Origin of the sequence: Kitasatospora brasiliensis (assembly GCF_032654805.1) — a bacterium.
GTDB lineage: Bacteria > Actinomycetota > Actinomycetes > Streptomycetales > Streptomycetaceae > Kitasatospora > Kitasatospora brasiliensis.
In genome coordinates, this window is record NZ_JAUOOW010000001.1 from 823085 (window position 1) to 843446 (window position 20362).

Below are 20362 nucleotides of genomic sequence, written 5' to 3' on the forward strand. Positions count from 1 at the left end.
GAACAGCGGGTCGGACGGATCCATGGATCGCTCCTTGGACGGTTGCGGGCGGTTCGGCGGGACGGGCGCGGTCATCCCAGCGGGGGCCAGGTGAGGAGCGCTTCGTTCTGGCTGGTGAACTTGGACATGGGCGCGAACCGGAAGTAGAGGTCGCGCATCCGGGAGGAGAACGGGCCTTCCAACTGCTCGGTCTCACTGAGCGAACGGGCCGCGGCGACCAGCGCCTCGGTCCGGGGCCGGCGCTGGTCCTCGTAGCCGCGCAGGGCCGAGGGCAGGTCCGTCGCCCCCCTGAGGTGCTCGGCGAGCACCACGGCGTCCTCGATGGCGAGCGCCGCGCCCTGGCCGAGGCTCACCAGCATCGGGTGCGCCGCGTCCCCGAGCAGGGTCATGCGTCCGGTGCCCCACCGCTGCCGGAACGGGCGGTCCTTGGCGGTGATGCTGACGATCGTCTCCTCGGGAGTGACCCGGATCGCCTCCCGCACCTCATCGGCCCAGCCGGCGAAGAGGCCGGCGATCTCCTCCTTGTCGAACGGCCGGCGCCTGGTGGCCCAGGACGGGACGTTCTTCGTCGCCCACCAGTACGCGCGGCCGTGGCCGATGTCGGCGAGGCCGAAGCGCTGGCCCCGCCCCCAGTAGTGCGCGGCGTAGCCCTTGGTCAGCCGCGGATGGCTGAAGGGCACCGTCGCCAGCCAGCACAGGTAGTTGCCGGGCCGCGGATCGTCGGCGTGCGCCGCCTGCCGGCGGATCGCCGAGTTGAAGCCGTCCGCGCCGATCAGGATGTCGCCCGAGACCTTCCGCCCGTCCTCGAAGGTCACCTCGACCCCGTCGTCGCCGGTGACGAACCCCGTGGCCGCGGCGTTCAGTTCGATGACCCGGTCGTCTCCGAGCGCGTCCAGCAGCGTCCGCTGGAGATCGGCCCGGTGGACGGCGTAGTTCGACGCGCCCAACCGCTCCGCGAGTTCACCGAACGGAAGGGCCCTGATCGACCGGCCGCGCTTGGTGAGGAACTTCAGCTCGTCGAAGACCTCACCGCGCTTCTCCAGACCCGAGGCGATGTCGATGTCCAGGGTGCGCAGCGCCAGGATCGCGTTGGACATCAAGGAGACCGCCGTGGTCCCCGGGCGCAGTTCGGGAGCCCGCTCGAAGATCCGGACCTCGACGCCGACCCGGCGCAGCGTGGCCGCGGCCGCCAGCCCGCCGATCCCGGCCCCGATGATGACGGCCGTGGGTGTGGAGTTCTGCGTCACTTTCCGCTCCTGTCGGCCTGCCGGTGATCGAGGCGATCGACCACCGCTTCCACGATCTTCTCGGCGATGACGTTCACGTGCGGCTCCTCCAGCAGGACCAGGTGGTCACCGGGAACGTCCACCACCTGAAGACGACCGGTGGTCAGGGCTCCCCAACCGTTGGTGGGATCCTCGTGCAGGCTCCGCGCGGCCGAGTGCATCGGCCGGAGGATCTCCGGCAGCCCCCCGGTGGCGCGCAGCAGCACCAGGTCCTCGTCCCCCGGTTCGGGCTGGTAGGAGAGGATCGCCTGCCAGTGCGCCTTGAACATCCCGAACAGGCGCCGCACGGTGGTGCGGGAACTGCCCGCCGGCAGCACGCCTGCCTGCGTGGCGTGTTCGACGATGAAGTCGAACTTCTCCTCCTCCGCCAGCCCGTCCGGCAGCGGAACCACCGGCGCGGTCCCGCTGCGGCCCGTCCACAGCAGCTCCCAGAAGAACCACTCCAGCAGCGAGTGGTCGGCGGCATCGGGCCGCTCCCCCTGCTTGACGAAGATCGGATCGATCAGCACGGCGCTCCGGAGGGCATCCGGGTCGGCGCGCCGCAGCTGACGCGCCATCTCGAAGGCGATGAAGCCGCCGAACGACCAGCCGCCGATGACGTACGGGCCTTCGGGGCAGGCCCGGCGCATCGCCTTCAGATAGCTGTCGGCCAGCTCGGGTATGGAGCCGAGGGGCTCCGTGCCGGAGACGGTCCCGGCGGCCTGGAGCGCGTAGACGGGCTGGTCCTGCGGCAGCAGGCGGGCGAGGCGGACGTAGCACAGCACGTGGCCGCCGAGCGGGTGGACCAGGAACAGCGGTGGCTTGTCGCCCTGGGTGCGGATCGGCACGACGGGGTCGAACTCCGCCGCCGAGTTCCCGGCCCGCAGCCGTTCCGCGAGCCCGGAGACGGTCGGCGCCGCGACGAACGACGAGATCGGGACGCTGACGCCGTACCGCTTCTCGATCGTCATCACCAGCCGCATCGCGGTCAGCGAGGTACCGCCGATGTCGAAGAAGTTGTCCCGCACGCCGACCGTGGGCAGCTCCAGCAGCTCCGCCAGGATGCCCACCAGCGCCTTCTCGTGCTCGTCGGCCGGCGGGGCGGCGTGCGCCGTCGGCGCGGCGAGCGGCATGCGGCGCAGCAGCGCGTCGTCCCGCTTGCCGCTGGGCGTCAGGGGCAGGCGCGGCAGCCACTCCAGGTGCGAGGGCACCATGTAGTCCGGCAGCGCCGTGCGCAGGCGGGTCCGCACCTCGTCCAGGTCCACGGCCTCCGCGTCACCGACGAGGAACGCCGCGAGGAACGCGTCGGCGCCCTCCCGGCGCCGGGCCACCACGGCGGCCTCGCGGATGCCGGGCTGCTCCTCGGCGAGTTTGGTGATCGCGAGCTCCACCTCGGCGAGCTCGACCCGGAAGCCGCGCACCTTCACCTGGGAGTCGGCGCGGCCGAGCCACACGAGGTTGCCGTCGGGCATGACCCTGGCCAGGTCTCCGGTGCGGTACAGGCGGGCGCCCGGCTCACCGGAGGGATGCGGTACGAAGCGCTGCTCGGTGAGATCGGGCCGGTTGCGGTAGCCGTGGGCCAGGCAGACACCTCCGACGTAGATCTCGCCCTTCGCACCCGGCGGCACCGGCCGCATCAGGCCGTCGAGCAGGTGCAGCTCGATGCCGTCCACGGGCACGCCGACGGGCGGCAGGTCGGGGAAGTCGGCCGGGTCGCCCGTCATCGTGTGATGGGTCAGCAGATGCGTCTCGGTCGGTCCGTACTGGTTCTCCAACACGGTGCCCGGCAGCGCGGCGCAGAACCGCCGGATCTCGTCGGTGATCCTCAGCTGCTCGCCGGAGGAGATCACGACCCGCAGGGCGCGGGGCCGGATGCCCAGGGCCTGGGAGGTCTCCGCGAGCTGCTGGAGCGCGACGAACGGCATGAAGGCCCGTTCCACCTCCTCGCGGTCCAGGAGGCGCAGCAGCGCCGGCATGTCGCGCCGCTCCTCCTCGGAGAGCAGTTGCAGGGTGCCGCCGCCGCACAGGGTGGAGTAGATCTCCTGGAACGCCACGTCGAAGCTCAGCGGCGCGAACTGGAGGGTCTTGCCGCCGGCCGCGCCGCTGGCGGCGGGGATCTGCCAGCTCATGTAGTTGGCGAGCACCCGGTGCGGGAGTTCGACGCCCTTGGGCTCGCCGCTGGACCCGGAGGTGAACAGCAGGTAGGCGACGGTCTCGCCGGTGATCTCCGGCAGTTCCGTACCGCCGACGGGGGCCGGCTCGACGGCGAGCAGGTCGTCCACGTGCAGCAGCCGGGCGGACCGCTCGAAGAGGTGCGCGTGCGTCTCGTGCGTGATGATCCGCAACGGGTCGGCCTGGGCGACCATGGAGGCGAGCCTGGCCGGCGGGTAGCTGACGTCGAGCGGGACGCAGGTGGCGCCGGCCTTGCCGACCCCCAGCACGGTGGCCAGCGTCTCGGGCGAACGGTCCATGGCGATGCCGACGGTCGATCCGGGCCGGGCTCCGGCGTCGATCAGGCCGCGGGCGATGCGGTTCGCGGCCTCGTCGAGCTGTGCGTACGTCCACTGCCGTGATCCGCAGGAGACGGCCACCGCGTCCGGAGTGCGTGCCACGTGCTCGTCGATCCGGCGGATGACGTTCATGGGCGCGTCCCCGTCGGGGCCGGGGGTGGTGCCGGTGCCAGAGGTGGTGCCGGGGGTGGTGCCGGCCCGCAGTGCCGCTTCGTCCCGCGGATCGCACAGGAAGGCGAAGTCCACGTCCGCGTCGGGGTGTTCGGTCATCCGCTGGAGCACGGCGAGGTACGTCCGGCCGAGGCTCTCCACCTGGGCCCGGGAGAAGGTCCGTCCGTCGCAGTCCATGCGCAGCCACAGGCGCTCGTCCACCGGGTCGACGACCGCGTTGACCAGGAGCTTGAAGTTCGTCTCCTCCCAGGTCCGGAAGTCGGCCAGCACCATGTCGGTGTCCTCGAAGAGCGAGGTGAGGACGTGCAGGTGGACGTAGTTGAAGGCGGTCTCGAAGATGACGTCCCCGCCGCGGTCCTCCTGGATCGCGCTGAGCGGGTAGCGCCGGTGGGGGTGGCTGTCCCGCTCCTGCTGGTAGACCTCGCGCGCCGAGTCCAGCCAGGTCCGCGGCTGGGTGTCGAGGCGCAGCGGCAGCGTCTCCAGGAAGAGTCCGGTGATCCGTTCGGCGCCGGCCTCCTCCGGCCGGCCGCCGGTGACCAGGCCGGTGGTGATGTCCCGCGTGTCGGAGAACAGCCGCAGGGTCAGGCAGTGCGCCGCGAGCAGCAGGGACTTGACCGGCAGGCCGTGGGCGCGCGCCAGGCTGCGCGCCGTGGCGCCGAGGCCGTCCGGCAGTTCCACGTGGTGGACGATGAGTTCCTCGTCGCCCGCGGGCTCGTACGGCCGGAATCCGTCGATCTGGACCAGTTCGGCGCCGGTAAGCAGCCGCTGCCAGTAGCTCCTGGTGGAGTCGGAGGCGAGGGCCCGCCGCTCCTCGCGCACGTAGAGGGCGGGGGACGGCAGCGGTCCGGACGGGACGGCGGCGACGGGCCGCCCGGCGTTGTGGAGGAAGTCCTGGAGCAGTTCGCGGACGAGGGTGGCCACGCTCCAGCCGTCCAGGATCGCGTGGTGGAAGCTGAACACCAGCTCCACGGAGGCGTTCAGGACGTGCGCGCGGAACAGGTACAGCGGCGGGCGGTCCAGCCGGTACTCGTGGTAGCGCCGCTCCTCGACGTGCCGGGCGACCTCGGCCTGCGCCTCCTGCTCGCCGAGGTCGCGCAGGTCCGCGATCTCCAGCCCGCCGTCGACCTCCTGGTGGACGAGCTGCAGCGGTTCGGAGTATCCGCCCAGGTCGAAGGCGGAGCGCAGCACCGGGTGGCGCCGAACCAGGCTGTCGAAGGCCCGGCGCAGCGCCTCCTCGTTCCATTCCGTCGTGAGGGAGTAGCGGAAGACGTCGTGGTACACGGCCGTCCGCTCGCGTTCCCGGCTGTGGTAGAGCAGGCCGAGGTGCAGCCGGGTCGCCGGGTAGGCGTCCGCCAGGCCGGTCAGCCGCGCGCGGTCGATGCCGGACACCAGCGCGAACGGCTCCAGCGGGGCGTCCTGCCCGGTCGGCGACGAGGTGGTCGCGGTCGCGGCGAGCGCCGCCACGGTGGGGTTGCGGACCATGTCGGCCAGGGTGAAGTGGACGCCCGCGCGCCGTGCCTCGGCCTGGATGCGGAGCATCATGATCGAGTCCCCGCCGAGGGAGTAGTAGTCCTGGTCGACGCCGATCCGGTCGGTTTCGAGGACCAGCGACCAGGCCGCCGCGATCTTCGCCTCGATCTCGTTGGTCGGTTCCGCGGTCTTGGCGTCCGCCTCCGCGGCGGGAGCGGGCAGCCGCCGCCGGTCGGCCTTGCCGTTCGCGGTGAGCGGGATCCCGTCGATCCGCACGAAGAACGCCGGGATCATGAACTCCGGCAACGACTCCAGGAGCCGGGCTCGAAGGTCCGCGAGCCGCACGTCCTCGTCCGCGACGTAGTAGCCCACCAGGTGGACGCCGCGGGCCGGCGAGTTCCGGTCCACGACGATCGCGTCCCGGACGCCAGGGAAGGCCGCCAGACGGTCGCGCACCTCACCGAGCTCCACGCGGTTGCCGCGGATCTTGACCTGGTCGTCCAGGCGGCCCAGGTATTCGAGGGTGCCGTCCGCGAGCCACCGCGCCCGGTCGCCGGTCCGGTACATCCGCCCCCGTCGCCCCTCGCCGGACAGGGGCTCATCGCCGGGTGTGAACGGGTCGGCCACGAACACCGCCGAGTCCAGCTCGGGCCGGTCCAGGTAGCCGCGTGCCACGCCCACGCCCGCGATGCACAGCTCACCGGGCACCCCGACGGGCTGGAGGTCGCCGTGTGCCCCGACCACGTAGAGCCGGATGTTGTCGATCGGTCGCCCGATCGGCACCCGCCGTACCTCCTGCGCCGCGTCACCCGGGCAGTCGTGGTACGTGACGTCGACGGTGGCCTCGGTCGGACCGTAGAGGTTGACCAGCCGCGGCGCCGGCCGCCCGGCCGCGGCGAAGATCCGGTTGAACCGGTTCACCTGGGTCGGCGCCAGGGCCTCGCCGCTGCAGAACACCTGCCGCAGGGACGCGACGCCGTCGAGCAGCGCCGGATCCTCTTCCAGCAGGTCGAGGAAGGGGCCGAGCATCGAGGGCACGAAGTGGGCCACGCTCACCCGGTGCGCCCTGACCGTCCCGAGGATGGCCCCGGGATCCCGCTCGCCCCCGGGCGGGAGCAGCGCGAGCCCGGCACCGGTGATCGCCCACCAGAACAGCTCCCACACCGAGACGTCGAAGGTCACCGGCGTCTTCTGGAGCAGGACGTCCCCGTCGCCGACCGGGTAGCGGCGCTGCATCCACTCCAGCCGGTTCACCACGGAACGGTGCTCGACCTGGACGCCCTTGGGCTGTCCGGTGGATCCCGAGGTGTAGATGACGTAGGCGAGGTCACCCGGGCCGCCGACGGGCCCGGACGGCGCGGGCGCGGTGCGCGGGGTGGCGTCCAGCCGCAGCACCGGCACCGCGTCACCCACCAGGGAGGCGGAGACGGTACTGCCCAGCAGCACGGACCTCGCCCCGCTGTCGGCCAGCAGGAACCTGACCCGTTCCGCGGGATGGCTCGGGTCGACCGGTACGTACGCGCCGCCCGCCTTGAGGACCCCCAGGACGGCCGCGACGAGTTGCGGGCCGCGTTCGGCCACCACGGCCACCCGGTCGCCGACGTCCACTCCGTCGCCGCGCAATCGGTGCGCGACGTGGTTCGCCCACGCGTCCAGCTGCGCGAAGGTCAGCGACTCCGCGGGGTCTTCGGCGATGACGGCCGGCCGATCGGGCGTCCTGGCCGCCTGCCGCTCGAACAGCGCGTGGACCGTGGTGTCCTGGGAGTAGTCGGTCACCGGTCCGCTGCCCGCCGCGATCAGGGCGGCACGCTCGGCCTCGCCGATCATGGGGACCTCCGACAGCGGACGGTCCGCCTGGTCGAGGGTGCCCCTGAGGATCGCCTCGATGTGGGTGGCCACCGACTCGATGGGGAAGTCCGCGTCGAAGACGTCGAGGGCGTAGTCCATGTCGACCAGGACATCGCTGACGTCGTCCAACTCGTTGACGACGACCGCCAGTACGTCGTCGTCGTGGGCACGGCCCTGCACGACGGTCTCGTACTCCACGCCCTGGACGGCCAGCGGGCTGGGCCAGCGCAGATAGGCGATGGTGGTGTCGAACAGCCGCTTGGGGCCGCTGCCTTGGAGCGGCACCGAGCGCAGCAGGTCTCCCACGGAGAATCGCTCGTGGGGCTTGAGCGCCCGGGTCCCGGCCTGCACCTCGGCGACCAGTTCGCTCATCGTGCGGTCCCTGCCGGGAGTCACCCGCAGCGGCAGGGTGTTGGCGACGTGGCCGACGGTCTGCTTCTGTCCGGCGGTGGGCCGGTTCAGCAGCGGCACGCCCAGGACGACCTCGTCGCTGCCGTGGATCCGGGAGAGGTAGACGGCGAAGGCACCCGCGACGAACGCGAAGACCGAATGGCCGCGTTCACGTATGCGTTCGATGAGATCGCGCTCGATCAGGAAGCTGTGGCGGGTGCTCCGCCGGGAGCCGGCCGGCGCGGTGCGGCGGAAGAAGGCCGGGGTGACGCCCGCCAGCCGCTCCTGGAAGAACTCGCGGTCCCGCTCGTGGTCGTCCGACCCCCGGTAGCGGCGCTCCTCCTCGACGAAGCCCAGGTACGACGGCACGGGCCGGTCATCGAACCGCCCGGTCCGCCGCACCTGGTCGTACTCCGCGCGGACCTGGGACATGAACAGGTTCAAGCCCCAGGCGTCCGCGATGATGTGATGGACCTTCACATAGGCGTGGACGACGTCCTCGCGCTCCTTGAGGACCGCGATCGTGAACAATCGGCGGCGCTCCACCTCGAACGGGACGTCGAACGCGTCCTTGATCCACGTCTCACAGGCCTCACGTGGCGCGGCGGCTCCGGAGAGGTCGATCGTCGGAATGTCGAACGTCTCGTACTCGGCCCACTGGCACGGAGTTCCGTCCTCCGGAGCGATCCGAAGTCGAAACGCGTCGTTGCGGTCGGCCGCGCGGCGCAGGCACTCCTTGAGCAGTTCGACGTCGACCTCACCGGTGAAGCGGTCGGTGATGAAGCAGTTGAACTGCGGAAGGTCCGGGAAGAGGGAATTCGCGGCCCAGATGTCCTGCTGATAAGCCGTGAGAGGGTAGCGCCCCGGTAGATTCACAATCGCTCCATTGTTCTCGACTGCTGCCTTCGATGTCCGAGCTGTGCGACTACCTCAGTGGGCGTTCTCCGCGGCGATCGTGCTGCCGTGGTACCAGGGGTTTCCGGCGGCCTCGGAGATGAGGTTGCGCGACTTCGTCTCCCGGACCCGACCGAGATCGAGAGTCAGGTACTGGACGAATTCCAGCGCGGTGAAGTACTGGCGCATGAAGGTCGGCTGGTCGAGCTCGATCTCGGTCACGGTGACGTTCGCGTTCTGCGGGATCGGGGCGGTCAGCAACGCCACCAGGTTCTTGCGCTTGGCCTGGGTGTAGTCGTCCTCCTCCGGGTCGGAGAAGACGAGAACGCTGTGCCGGCGCTCGGGGTCGGTGAGCGTGGCCACCTCGCTGTGGCAGAACTCGTGGAAGTAGTTCCGCGTCGCCGGCACCATGGCGATCTCGTTGAAGTGCATCTTGGCGAGCTTCAGCAGGCTCTCGTGCCACTTGGGCGACCCGAGCATGATGATGTTGGCGTTCTCGCTCCGGACGGCGGCGTCGGCGGCCAACTCGCGCAGGGCGGGCGTGAAGTCGGTCTCCAGGGTCTGGGCCAGGGCGCGGACCTCGGGGCCGTAGTCCCTGTCGAGGAGCCCGAGCTTCAGGAACATGTCAACCAGAATGGAGAAGTACTGGCCGACGTGGAACAGCGGGTACTCGCGGTCCGGCTTGCTCAGCGTCCAGCGCGCGATGGACACGCCGTGCTCCTCGCCCAGCTCGCCGAGTCGGCCGCCGGAGGTGAGCAGCAGCACCCGGTCGTGCATCGGGCGCAGCGCGTGGAAGGCGCGGACCGGCTCGTTGGAGTGGCCGCTGTACGAGCTCAGGATGATGAGCGTCCGGTCGTCCTCGATCACCGAGCGCGGAATCAGGTACTCGAATTCGTAGTCGTTGAAGACATGGACTTCGAGGTCGCTCCTGATCGAGTTGAAGAAGACTCGAATCACGTCCGACACGATGGCCGAGCAACCCATTCCGCTGAACACGATGCGGGTGAACCGACCGTCCTGCAGTTGCTTCACGAGATCATCCGAGATCCCGGAGATGTCGTACTCGCCCGACTTCGTGAAACCGGAACGGTACTCCTGCTCCAGGAACTCCTGGTAGCGCTCAAGGCGTGATCGCATGACTTTCCCCTCTTCCTCAATTGCGAGTGATGCCAGAAGGTGGCTTTCAGATTCGCGATCCTCGGATCCGCGGCCTTCGGGTGACTTCCGGACCGGTCACCACATGAACTGCCCGCCGTCCACGATCAGCTTCTGGCCCGTGATGTAGGCGGCGCCGCCACCCACCAGGAACTCCAACGCGTCCGCCATCTCGTCGGTGGCGCCGATCCTGCGCTGCGGAATTTCGTCCAGCAGTGCGTTCATGTATTCCGGCTCAGCCACGCGGTAACGGGTCCGCATCTCCTCCGTGTCGATCATCCCCGGGATGAGGCAGTTCACCCGGATGCTCGGCGCGAGTTCCATGGCCAGACACTTGGTCAGGTGGAGCAGGCCCGCCTTGCTCGAACAGTAATTGGCGCCGTTCAGGCGGGGGCGGATTGCCGTGGTCGCGCCGATGTTGATGATGGAGCCGCCGCCGGCCTCCACCATGTGCGGGGCGAACGCCCGGGTCATGTAGAAGGGTCCCGAGAGATTGGTTTCCAGCACCCGGCGCCAGTCCGAGTCGGAGATCTCCAGCACCGGCCGGTCGATGTTCAGCCCGGCGTTGTTGACCAACACCTGCGGAACTCCGTGCTCGGCGCGCACGAGTTCGGCCAACCGGGCCACGTCGTCGGGGTCCGACACATCCGACCGGACGACCGACAGCCCTTTTTCCATCTCTTTCAGGGCCTGATTCGCGGACTCCTCGTCACTGCGAAACGTGGCGACCACCCGGTACCCCATCCGGGTGAGCCTGTGGCTGAATGCCAACCCGATGCCCTTGGTTCCGCCGGTGACAATGGCCAGCCTGTCAGGTGATTCCACTCAAACCCCCCGTACGGAGCGACTCGGAGCGGCAGCGGTCCATCGCCACCGCGGTGAACCGGCCGCCGATGACGTGGTCATGGGCGGCCGGCTCCAGCCAAATGCGGCAGTTCCTCCGACCGAACGACGACGGCTCAGCCGGCCGCGGGCTTGCGGGCACTGAGGATGACGTCGAACCGCCCGGAGTACTGGCGATCCATCGGCTCGAAACCCGCCTCGGTGTACCACTGCTCGAAATCCCGGGGCGTGTAGATACGGCCCTCGGGCGACGCGACCGTCTGGACGTACGCCGACATGAACGCGGCGTGCGCGGGGCCGGTCTCGTCGTCGTTCTGCGCGCAGGCGACGACCACCAGGTGACCGCCCGGCTCCAGGGCCCGGTAGGCCTTCGCGAAAAGGGCGCGGACCTGCTCCGGGGACCAGATTTCGAGGAACCGGGAGAACACCACGCAGTCGTGGGACGACGTGGGGAACTCGTCCTGCATGACGTCGGCTCCGACCGCGCGAACCCGCTCCGACAGCCCGACCTCGGCGATCCGGTCGTTCGCCATCTTCGCCACGTTCGGCAGTTCGAGGATGGTCGCCTGGAGGTCCGGCCATCGCTGGGCGAAGCCGATGGCGTTGGTTCCGGTGCCTCCGCCGACGTCCAGCACGTGGTGGTACGACGAGAAGTCCACGGCGTTGACGAAGTCCTCGACCACGGAGCGGCTCTGGTGCTCCATCATGGCGGTGAACACCTTTTCGAGGTTCTCGTCCTCGGCGAGGCGTTCGTAGAGCGTGGTCGCCGAGGATCCGGCGAGCAGCTCACGATGCAGCCCCAGGTTGTCGTTGTTCACCAACGATTCGTAGAGCCAGCCAATCGGCCGGTACAACATCTCGTGGGTGTAGCGGATGATGACGGGCATGAAGCCGTCCGGATCGCCCGCCAGGAGATCGGTCGCGGCGGTGTTGTGATATCCGTCGCCGTCCTTGCGCACGAGCTCGAACGTGCAGCACCCCAACATCAGTACGTGTCCCGCGCGTTCTTCCAGCCCCAACGCGTCGGTGATCTCGTCGAGGGTGATGCCCGGCCGCTCCTTGAGCAGGGCGAACAATTTCAGGCGCAATGCGGCGTGCAGGTACGGGAACTGGAAGCTGGTGTACACCATCTTCCACAGCTCGTCCGTGGCGATCGCTGATGGTTCGGTCAAGGTGATCCCCTTCACGGTATCGCGGGCCTCAGGTGCGCACCTTCAGCCGAGTCATGGTGAAGTCCGGCATCGTCCGGTCCTGCCGATCGATGGCCGCTCGGGGCAGACAGCGGGATCAGGCGTTACGGATCGCCATCCGCAGCCCCGGCTGCCCCATCCCGGACATGGAGCATTTCTTGTTCAGCAATCGGCGGGCGTGTCGGCGGAGTTCGTTCTGGTGGGCACAGAGCGCGGCGGCGACGTGGTCAACCTCGGCAAGGTGTGGGCCGGCGTGGCGGCACCCTCCATAGCGACTCCCCCCTCTGGCCCGGCTATTCCGACACGGGTGAACGACATCAGGCGAGCGGTGTCGTCCCTCCACGATCTCCCGCAACACCGGCTCCTCCCGCTGCAAGAGCCAACCTCAAACTCGGAGTTCACACAAGAGCCCTGAAATCACCACCCCTCCGTGGGTGGCTTGAATCGTGCGGCGCCCCCTTCCGCATCCCAATCCATTCACTTGAGAGGCTGTCTCATTTGGAGATCCGCCGGTGGCAAATGAGGGTGGCCACGAAGACGGGGGGAGGCGAGCGGTAGGCGAGGGGAGGCGAGAGAGTGCGGTGCGGCCGTCTCGCTGGTGCGATCGTCTCGGTGGTGCGGCCGCCCTGAGCGCCGCCGCGAGCCGTCCGGAGCCCCGCCGTTCAACCGTGCGCCCGTGCACGACCAAGCGGCCGTCTTCCAAACGAGACACTCTCCCGGGCCACCGGAGCCCCGCAGACTACCGAAGGTTCGGTCGGCTATGCGACTGAAACCTTTCCATCACGGCAGCTACAAGTCATGCCGAAGGGCCCGTCCCGTCCCTCTCCCCTGCTGGTGGAGAGCATCATGTCGGTCGGATCGCCGTGTGGCACCCTGCACTGACCACCCCCGGCGCCGACAATTCCCAGCACACAGCCCCTCACGAGAACCGAGGAACCACCCGTGCGCACCCTGATCAGCACCGCCTTCATCTCGCTCGACGGCGTCGTCGAAGGCCCCGGCGGCGAACCCGGCTACCGCAACTCCGGTTGGACCTTCAAGGACATCGACTTCCTCCCCGAGGCGTTCGAGATCAAGGGGCGGGAGCAGGAGGAGGCCACCGCGATGCTTCTGGGCCGGGTCAGCTACCAGGCGTTCAGCCCGGTCTGGCCGGACATGCCGGAGTTCGCCCGCTACAAGACGCTGCCGAAGTACGTCGTCTCCAGCACCCTCACCGAGGGCGACCTGGTCTCGAACTGGGGCGAGACCTCCATCCTGCGCTCGCTCGACGAGGTCGCCGCGCTGAAGGAGACCGAGGGCGGCCCGATCATCGTCCACGGCAGCGCCACCCTGAACCACTCGCTCTCGGACGCCGGCCTGATCGACCGCTACCACCTGCTCGTCTTCCCGCTGCTGCTCGGCGCCGGCAAGCGCCTGTTCAGCACGACGGACAAGGACACCCAGAAGCTGAAGCTGATCGAGCACGAGACGTACCGGAACGGCCTCCAGAAGCAGGTCTTCGACGTCGTCCGCTGATCGGCACACCTCTTCGGATGACGGGCCGAGCCGGATCCGTTCGGCCCGTCAACGCTCCTGCGTGTTACGCCAGATGAACACCTCGCTGCTGGGCTGCCGCGCCGAGAAGAGGCCCGACGGCGAGCTCCTGGCAAGGAGGCGGCGGAGGTCCGCCTCGAAGGCCGGGCCGCGCTCCGCGAAGAGGTGCGGGGCCGAGGAGGAGAGCGAGAAGACGCCCGCGACCGCGTCGTCGGCCGTGCGCTCCAGCGGCTGCCCGCCCGGGACGACGATCCGCTGCGGGCCGGCGAAGCCCGCCCGGGCGAGGACGGCGGACTCGTCGCCCGGCGTGCCGTGCGGCAGCAGGCCCTGTCCGGCGCGGCGGACCGGGCCGAGGTAGTGCCGGACCAGTTCGCCGATCTCGGCGTTCGGCACCGACGGATGCGGCAGCCCCTCGGTGGGCCGTGGTTCGCCCTTCAGGTCCGAGATATGCGCCAGGGCGCCGCCGGGCCGCAGCATGCTCCGGACGGTCGCCGCCACCAGGTCGCGGTCCATCCAGTGGAAGGACTGGCCGAAGGTTGCCAGCGTGAACGTGCCGAGGCCCGGCGGCAGTTCCTCGGCCCGGGCCCGCACCCAGGTCGCCTTGGGCTCCGCCGCGCCCGCCCGCCGCGCCTCGGCGATCATCCCCGCGTCCGGGTCCACCCCGACGACCTCGGCGAACAGGTGCGCCAGCCCCAGCGCCAGCGTCCCCGGCCCGCACCCCACGTCGAGCAGCCGCCCCCGGCCGTCGAGCCCCAGCGCCTCGGCCAGCGCCTCCGCCAGCCCGGGGGCGTACGGGAGTCGGCCGCGCGGGTAGTGGACGGCCGTTCCGGCGAACAGCGTCTCGTCCCAGGACCAGGCGCCATCGGCCATGGTCACTCCTTCGATGAGGTGCTCATTGTTTGCGAACGTTCCAGATCTTGACATGAATTGACCGCACATCAGGAATGAGGTGGATCGGAAATCGTTGGACAGGTTTACGGTGGCCAACAGACTGATCCCATGACCGCGACAGATGACAAGACCGACCTTCGGATCTACATCCAGGATGCCCGCGACGCCCTGCTCTGGAAGCTCGAAGGCCTCTCCGAGTACGACCTGCGCCGCCCGCTCACACCCACCGGCACCAACCTGCTGGGGCTGGTCAAGCACGTCACCGGCGCCGAGGCGCTGTACTTCGGCGACACCTTCGGCCGCCCCTTCCCCGAGCCGGCCCCGGTGTGGATCACCGGCCAGACCGAGCCGAACGGCGACCTGTGGGCGCGGGCGGAGGAGAGCACCGAGGAGGTCATCGGGCGCTACCGACGGGTCTGGGCGCACTCCGACGCCACCATCGAAGCCCTGCCGCTGGATGCCGTCGGCACGGTGCCGTTCGGCGCCCGCCACGAGCAGACCCTGCACCGGGTCCTCGTCCACATGATCGCCGAGACCCATCGCCACGTCGGCCACGCCGACCTGGTCCGCGAACTCGTGGACGGCTCCACCGGCCAACGCTCCGACGGCGTCAACACCGCCCCCGGCGACGCCGACTGGTGGCGGGCCCACCACGACCGCGTGGAGCAGGCGGCCCGGGAGGCCGGCGGACTCGACTGAGCCCCGGCCGGGATGGGCCGGGACGGGTGGACCGGGACGGGTGGCCCGGGACGGGGATGGGCCGGGACGGTCGGCCTCGGCACGCTGATCTGTGTGTTCGGGCCGCGCGTAGGCTGGGCCGGTTCGGTCACTCGAAGGGGCGTCGGAAGGACACACGAGGGATGCACGGCGATACGAGGGAGCTCTACCAGGCGTTCGCGGAGCGGGAAGCGCGGGGCAACTCGCCGATCTACCAGGAGCTGGCCGAGCGCGTCGCCGAGGACGATCAGTTGCGTGTGCTGCTGGACGGGCTTGCGGGCACGAAGCGGCAGCCGAACCTGCTGTTCGGCGCGGTCCGGCACCTGGGCGGGCCGGTGGCGGAGGGCTGGTCGGCCTTTCGCGACTGGACGGCGGAGCACTGGGCCGAGGTCTCGACGACGATGCTGGAGCGACGGACGCAGACCAACGAGGCGGGTCGCTGTGCCACCCTGCTGCCGCTGCTGGCCACACTGCCGCAGCCGCTCGCGCTGATCGAGGTGGGGGCCTCGGCCGGGCTCTGTCTGTACCCGGACCGGTACCGCTACCGCTACCTGGCCGGGGAGGGGGACGGCGGGGACGGAAGGGACGGACGCGAGCGCGGGAGTGGGAGTGGGAGTGGCACCCCGGTGGCCGAGTTCGGCGCCGTGGCGAGCCCGGTGACGCTGGACTGTGTGGTGAGTGGACCGGTACCGCTCACCGACGCCCTGCGGGAACGACTGCCCGAGGTGGTGTGGCGGGCCGGGATCGACCTCAATCCGCTGGACGTGCGGGTGGAGGAGGACATGCGCTGGCTGGAGTCGCTGGTCTGGCCGGAGCAGACCCACCGGCTGGACCGGTTGCGCGGCGCCGTCCGGGTCGCCCGGGCCGAACCGCCGCTGCTGGTGCGCGGCGATCTCAACGCGACGGTCCGGAAGTTGGTGGCGCGGGCCCCGGCAGGGGCGACGCCGGTGGTGTTCCACAGTGCGGTGCTCGCCTATCTGTCTTCGGAGGAACGGGAGGAGTTCGCGGCGACCATGCGCGAGCTCCCCGGGCACTGGATCTCCAACGAGGCGGTCTCGGTGCTGCCGACCGTCGCCCGGCGTCTCCCCCGCCAGGCCCCCGCCGGCTCCGGGCTGTTCGCGCTCGCCCTGGACGAGCGGCCGGTGGCCTTCACCGGTCCGCACGGGCAGTCCCTGGACTGGTTCGACGAGGGGTAGGCCGCGCGCAGACTTCGGGCATGAATTCGGGCTTGAAGCTGCCGCAGCGGCAGCTTCTACCGTCGTGACCAGGGCCGGAGAACCGGCCCTGGTCCAAGCGAACGTACGAACGCGGGACGTTGGACGCGGGAACGTTGGGGCCCGGGACGTTGGACGCGGGAACGTTGGGACGCGGAACGAGGGAGGCAGCGCATGGCCTGGCCGATCGCGGAGGTCGCCCGGTTGTCGGGCGTGACCGCCCGGACCCTGCGGCACTACGACGAGGTCGGACTGCTGCCTCCGGCCTGGATCGGTTCCAACGGCCACCGCTACTACGAGGAGCGGCAGTTGCTCCAGCTGCAACAGATCCTGGTACTGCGGGCCCTGGGCGTGGGGCTGACCGAGATCGCCCGCATCCTGGGCGACCAGGTGGACGAGCTGGAGGCCCTTCGGGGCCACCGCCGGCGGCTGGTCGCCGAGCGCGACCGGCTCGACGCCCTGGCCGCAACCGTGTCCCGCACGATCGCCGACCTGGAACGCTCCCAGAAGGACGGCACACCCATGACCATCAACCGCCCCGAGAACCTGTTCGACGGAGTCCAGCCCGAGGACGTCGATGCGAGCCTGCGCGACTTCCCCGAGCACGCCGAGGCGGCCCGGCGCGCGACCGCCGCGATGTCCCCGGCCGAGATCGAGGCCGGACAGCGCGAGCGGACCGCCCGCATGATCCACCTGGCCGAGCTGATGGCGGCCGGCCACCCGGCCGAAGCCGAGCCCGTACAGAGCACGATCGACGAGGAGTACCGCCTGCTCGGCACCATCCGGTCCGTCCCGACCGAGGAGTACCTGGAGATCGCCCGCTCCTGCACCGAGAACGAGCAGTGGAGCGCCGCGTACGAGGCCATCGCCCCGGGCCTGGCCGCGTACCAGCGTGCCGCCATGGAGGCGTACGCGGCGGAGCGGCTCTCCTGAGTCGGTCCTGGTCAGGTGGCCTGGGTTGGGTCGGACAAACCCAACCCAGGCCGGCCCGGCTCGGTGACCCGGCCCGGTGACCTGGCCGGGTGACTTGGCGAGGTGACCCGGCCTGGCGGCCTGGACCGGCCGACGCCTGGCCTCTCCCCCGCCGTCACTCCGTCCGCAGCGCCGTGACCGTCCGGGTGCGGGCCGCCCACGTGGCCGGGAGGACGGCGCCGAGCAGGCCCAGCACCAGGCCGCCGAGTATCAGCGGCCCCGTCACCGACGGAGCGAACACGGCGAGGTCGGCGTCCGGCATTCCGATCCCGGCGGCCCGGGCCATAGCGGGCATCACCTGGTGGTGCACCAGGATGCCGATCGGGACCCCGATCAGCCCGGCCACCAGCCCACTGCCGCAGACCGAGGTGAGCACCATGCCGACGGTCTGCCGGGGCGACATCCCGAGTGCCTTGAGCACCCCGAGGTCGTGCACCCGCTCCCGGGTGTCCAGGAGCACGGTGTTGAGCACCCCGAGCCCCGCCACCACGGAGAGCAGCAGCGTGAGCACGCCCGCCAGGGTGTTCATCGCCAGCACCACGATGTTGAGGTGCTCCTCGCCGGGCTCGGCGCCCAGGCCCAGTGGCTTCACGGCCTGGTCCAGCCCGTCGGCGTAGGCCTGCGCATCGGCGCCCGGGGTGAGGTCGATGTGGAAGGAAAGCGCCTCGGGATGGATCGCGCCGCCGAGCGGCGCCAGCGTGGACCGGTCCGTGAACACCAGGTCGTTGGTGGTCAGCACCTCGCCGGTGATCTTCGCCGGGGTGCCGTGCCCGTGGTCGGTGAGGGTGACGATGTCACCGACCTTCGCCTGGTTGGCCCTCAGGTAGGCGGCGGCCACCACGACCTCGCCGGGGCCGTGGAACCAGCGGCCGGAGACCAGCTGGAAGCCGCTCCAGGAGGCGTCGCCGTTGAACGCGACCACCATGGAGCGCCCGGTGTTGCCGGCGAGGGCGACCGAGGTCGGGACGCTGCTGTACCAGGCCCGGGTGTCCGGACGGGAGTCGATGGCCTTGGCCACCGCTGCCTCGTCCACGTGGTCGACGGGCTGCGTGGAGCCCTCGATCGGAGCCTGGACCACCACTTTGCCCGCGCGGTCGGCCGTCAGGCCGTCCTGGAGGGAGCTCAGCGAGAGCGTCAGGCCGACGCAGAGGGTGACCCCGACCGTGCCGAGCACCACGGCCGCGCCGGTGGTCGCCGAGCGGCCAGGGCGGTTGAGCGGGGAGGCCAGCCCGAGGCTGAGCGCCCGTGGCAGCGGCAGCCGGCCGATCAGGTCCTGCGCCCGGGACAGCAGGCCCACCGCTCCTGCCCCCTCGGCCCCGCCGCTCGCGGCCGCCCGCTTGGCGCCCGGCGCCGCCCGGCCGACCGCGAGCGCCTGCACCGTCCGCAGCCGTCCGGCCCGCAGCGCCGGTACCAGCGCGGTGCCCGCCACGGCACCCAGCGCCGCCACCACGACCACGGCGTCCACCCAGAGCGGTATGCCGAGCAGCCCGCCGCGCAGCGCCTTGTGGGCCAGCCCGAGGACCGGCACGGACAGCAGGTTTCCGAGGAGCATGCCGAGCGCCGTCCCGACCCCGGCGGGGATCAGCGCCTGGGCGACGTAGGCGCGGGCCACAAGGGCCGGAGTGAAGCCCAGGGACTTGAGGATGCCGATCCGCCGGGTGGCGGCGCTGACGGCGCCGCTGACCACGACGCCGATGATCAGCACCGACATGGCCAGCCCGAGCACCCCGAAGGCCGTGACGAACGGGACGAAGGTCGAGGCCGTCCGGTTCGCCTCCGCCTGGGCGGGCCGGTAGGAGGTGGCCTTGGTGAGCGCCCCGCCCGGGACCGCGGCGGCCAGCACGGCGTGGTCGGCCTCCACCTCGGCGTCGCTGCCGGCGTGGGCGAAGCGGTAGAGGTACTGGGCGGCGGGCGTGGTGCCGGGCGGCGTCAGCCCGGCCACCTGCTCCGGGGCGACCCAGCCGTCCGCGCTCCAGGAGACCGAGGCCGCCAGCCCGACGACCTTGAGCGTCGGCTGCCCCGGCAGGTCCGGGAACGCCATGCTGTCGCCGACCGCGAGCGGGGAGTGCCCGTCCAGGAGCACCACCTCGCCGGGGCCCGCGATCCAGCGGCCGCGGGTGATCCGCAGGTCGTCCAGCGGGCCGCTCTCGGCGCGGCCGACCAGCGTCATGGGCGGCAGCGGGCTCCCGGGCGGCGGGATCTGGGTGCCGGCGCCGGAGCGCGGCTGGACGGTGACCGCCTGGTAGGGACCGGCCGAGGCCGTCACACCGGGCGCGTGGGCCGCCCCGGCGAGCTGGGCGGGGCTCGCCTTGGCCTGGTCGTACAGCACATTGAGGTGGGCGCCGTGCTGGTCGGCGAAGGAGCGCTGGTACGGGCCCTGGGCGGCGACCAGCAGCCCGAGCGCGAGGATGCACGCCGTCACGGACATCATCGTGGTGAGCACCATGACCAGGGTCTGCACCCGCCGGCGGCCGACCCCGGCGCGCACCACCTTGCCGAGCGCGCTCATCGGCCACCGCCCGGTGCCGGCACGGCCGCCGTGTCCCGGACCAGCCGACCGTCGAGCAGCTCGATCGTGCGGTCGGCGCAGGCCTCGGCGAGCGCGGTGTCGTGGGTGACCAGCAGGATCGTCTGGCCCTCAGCGTTGAGCCCGCGCAGCAGGTCGCGGACGTCGGCGGCCGAGGCGGTGTCCAGCGCCCCGGTGGGCTCGTCGGCCAGCAGCAGCGGCGGACGGTTCATCAGCGCCCGGGCCACCGCGACCCGCTGGCGCTCGCCACCGGAGAGCCGGCCGGGGAAAGCCTTGGCGTGCCGGGCCACCCCCAGCCGCTCCAGCAGCTCCGCCGCCCGGGCGCGGGCCTGCTCCCGTCGCATCCCCGCCAGCTGGGCCGGGAGCAGCACGTTGTCCTCCGCGTTCAGGTCATCCAGCAGGTTGAAGAACTGGAACACCATGCCGATCCGCTCCCGCCGGTACTCGGCCAGCGCGGCCTCGCCGAGCCTGTGCACGGCCACGCCGTCCACCTCCACCTCGCCCTCGCTCGGGCGGTCGAGGCCGGCGATCAGGTTCAGCAGGGTGGACTTGCCGCTGCCCGAGCGGCCGAGCACGGCCAGCGCCTCGCCGGCCCGGACCTCCAGGTCGAGCCCGGCCAGGGCGGGTCGGGCGGCGTCGGATCGGTCGTACGTCTTGCTGACGCCGCGGATCCGGATGATCGGCGCGTTCACGGGCCCTCCACGATTCGAGGTCCGGCCACGGGAGCCCCGGACCGGCTGACGGAACATCACGCTAGGAATCGGAGGCGGGG

At 70.9% G+C, this 20362-nt stretch carries 12 protein-coding genes; 4 read left to right on the forward strand and 8 right to left on the reverse strand.

Annotation, left to right across the window (positions count from 1 at the left end):
• Nucleotides 1-71: 71 nt before the first annotated feature.
• From QWJ13_RS03770 to QWJ13_RS03790, 5 genes are all read right to left on the reverse strand, one after another.
• Complete coding sequence (locus QWJ13_RS03770) at nt 72-1247, reverse strand: FAD-dependent oxidoreductase (protein WP_316520453.1); 1176 nt, start codon at nt 1245-1247, stop codon at nt 72-74.
• The gene (locus tag QWJ13_RS03775) at nt 1244-8530 is read right to left on the reverse strand and encodes a non-ribosomal peptide synthetase (RefSeq protein WP_316520454.1); all 7287 of its coding nucleotides are present in this window, start codon (nt 8528-8530) and stop codon (nt 1244-1246) included. Before QWJ13_RS03775 ends, QWJ13_RS03770 begins: the two co-directional genes overlap by 4 nt.
• A 54-nt stretch (nt 8531-8584) precedes the next feature.
• Nucleotides 8585-9685 (reverse strand): SIS domain-containing protein, encoded by a 1101-nt coding sequence (locus QWJ13_RS03780; RefSeq protein ID WP_316520456.1) that lies wholly within the window; start codon nt 9683-9685, stop codon nt 8585-8587.
• A 96-nt stretch (nt 9686-9781) separates the two neighbouring features.
• Nucleotides 9782-10528 (reverse strand): SDR family NAD(P)-dependent oxidoreductase, encoded by a 747-nt coding sequence (locus QWJ13_RS03785; RefSeq protein WP_316520458.1) that lies wholly within the window; start codon nt 10526-10528, stop codon nt 9782-9784.
• 134 nt (nt 10529-10662) lie between these two features.
• The gene (locus tag QWJ13_RS03790; protein WP_316520459.1) at nt 10663-11733 is read right to left on the reverse strand and encodes a methyltransferase; all 1071 of its coding nucleotides are present in this window, start codon (nt 11731-11733) and stop codon (nt 10663-10665) included.
• A gap of 945 nt (nt 11734-12678) precedes the next feature.
• On the opposite strand from QWJ13_RS03790, the gene QWJ13_RS03795 reads away from it, so the two are divergent.
• Complete coding sequence (locus tag QWJ13_RS03795; protein ID WP_316520461.1) at nt 12679-13251, forward strand: dihydrofolate reductase family protein; 573 nt, start codon at nt 12679-12681, stop codon at nt 13249-13251.
• A 48-nt stretch (nt 13252-13299) separates the two neighbouring features.
• Here QWJ13_RS03795 and QWJ13_RS03800 read toward each other — a convergent pair whose 3' ends face one another.
• Complete coding sequence (locus tag QWJ13_RS03800) at nt 13300-14139, reverse strand: class I SAM-dependent methyltransferase (RefSeq protein WP_316520462.1); 840 nt, start codon at nt 14137-14139, stop codon at nt 13300-13302.
• Between the two features lie 129 nt (nt 14140-14268).
• On the opposite strand from QWJ13_RS03800, the gene QWJ13_RS03805 reads away from it, so the two are divergent.
• The 3 genes from QWJ13_RS03805 (at nt 14269) to QWJ13_RS03815 (ending at nt 17024) form a co-directional block, all read left to right on the forward strand.
• Nucleotides 14269-14859 carry a DinB family protein gene (locus QWJ13_RS03805; RefSeq protein ID WP_316520463.1) on the forward strand — a complete coding sequence of 197 codons (591 nt, stop codon included), beginning with the start codon at nt 14269-14271 and terminating at the stop codon, nt 14857-14859.
• A gap of 161 nt (nt 14860-15020) precedes the next feature.
• Nucleotides 15021-16073 (forward strand): DUF2332 domain-containing protein, encoded by a 1053-nt coding sequence (locus tag QWJ13_RS03810; protein WP_316520465.1) that lies wholly within the window; start codon nt 15021-15023, stop codon nt 16071-16073.
• A 192-nt stretch (nt 16074-16265) separates the two neighbouring features.
• Nucleotides 16266-17024 (forward strand): MerR family transcriptional regulator, encoded by a 759-nt coding sequence (locus QWJ13_RS03815; protein WP_316520466.1) that lies wholly within the window; start codon nt 16266-16268, stop codon nt 17022-17024.
• A gap of 154 nt (nt 17025-17178) precedes the next feature.
• Here the strand turns inward: QWJ13_RS03815 and QWJ13_RS03820 are convergent, their stop codons facing one another.
• Both QWJ13_RS03820 and QWJ13_RS03825 read right to left on the reverse strand, forming a co-directional pair.
• The gene (locus QWJ13_RS03820) at nt 17179-19572 is read right to left on the reverse strand and encodes an FtsX-like permease family protein (protein ID WP_316520468.1); all 2394 of its coding nucleotides are present in this window, start codon (nt 19570-19572) and stop codon (nt 17179-17181) included.
• Nucleotides 19569-20282, reverse strand: a complete 714-nt coding sequence (locus QWJ13_RS03825) for an ABC transporter ATP-binding protein (protein ID WP_432277418.1) — start codon at nt 20280-20282, stop codon at nt 19569-19571. The genes QWJ13_RS03820 and QWJ13_RS03825 overlap by 4 nt, the downstream gene beginning before the upstream one ends.
• Nucleotides 20283-20362: the final 80 nt, after the last annotated feature.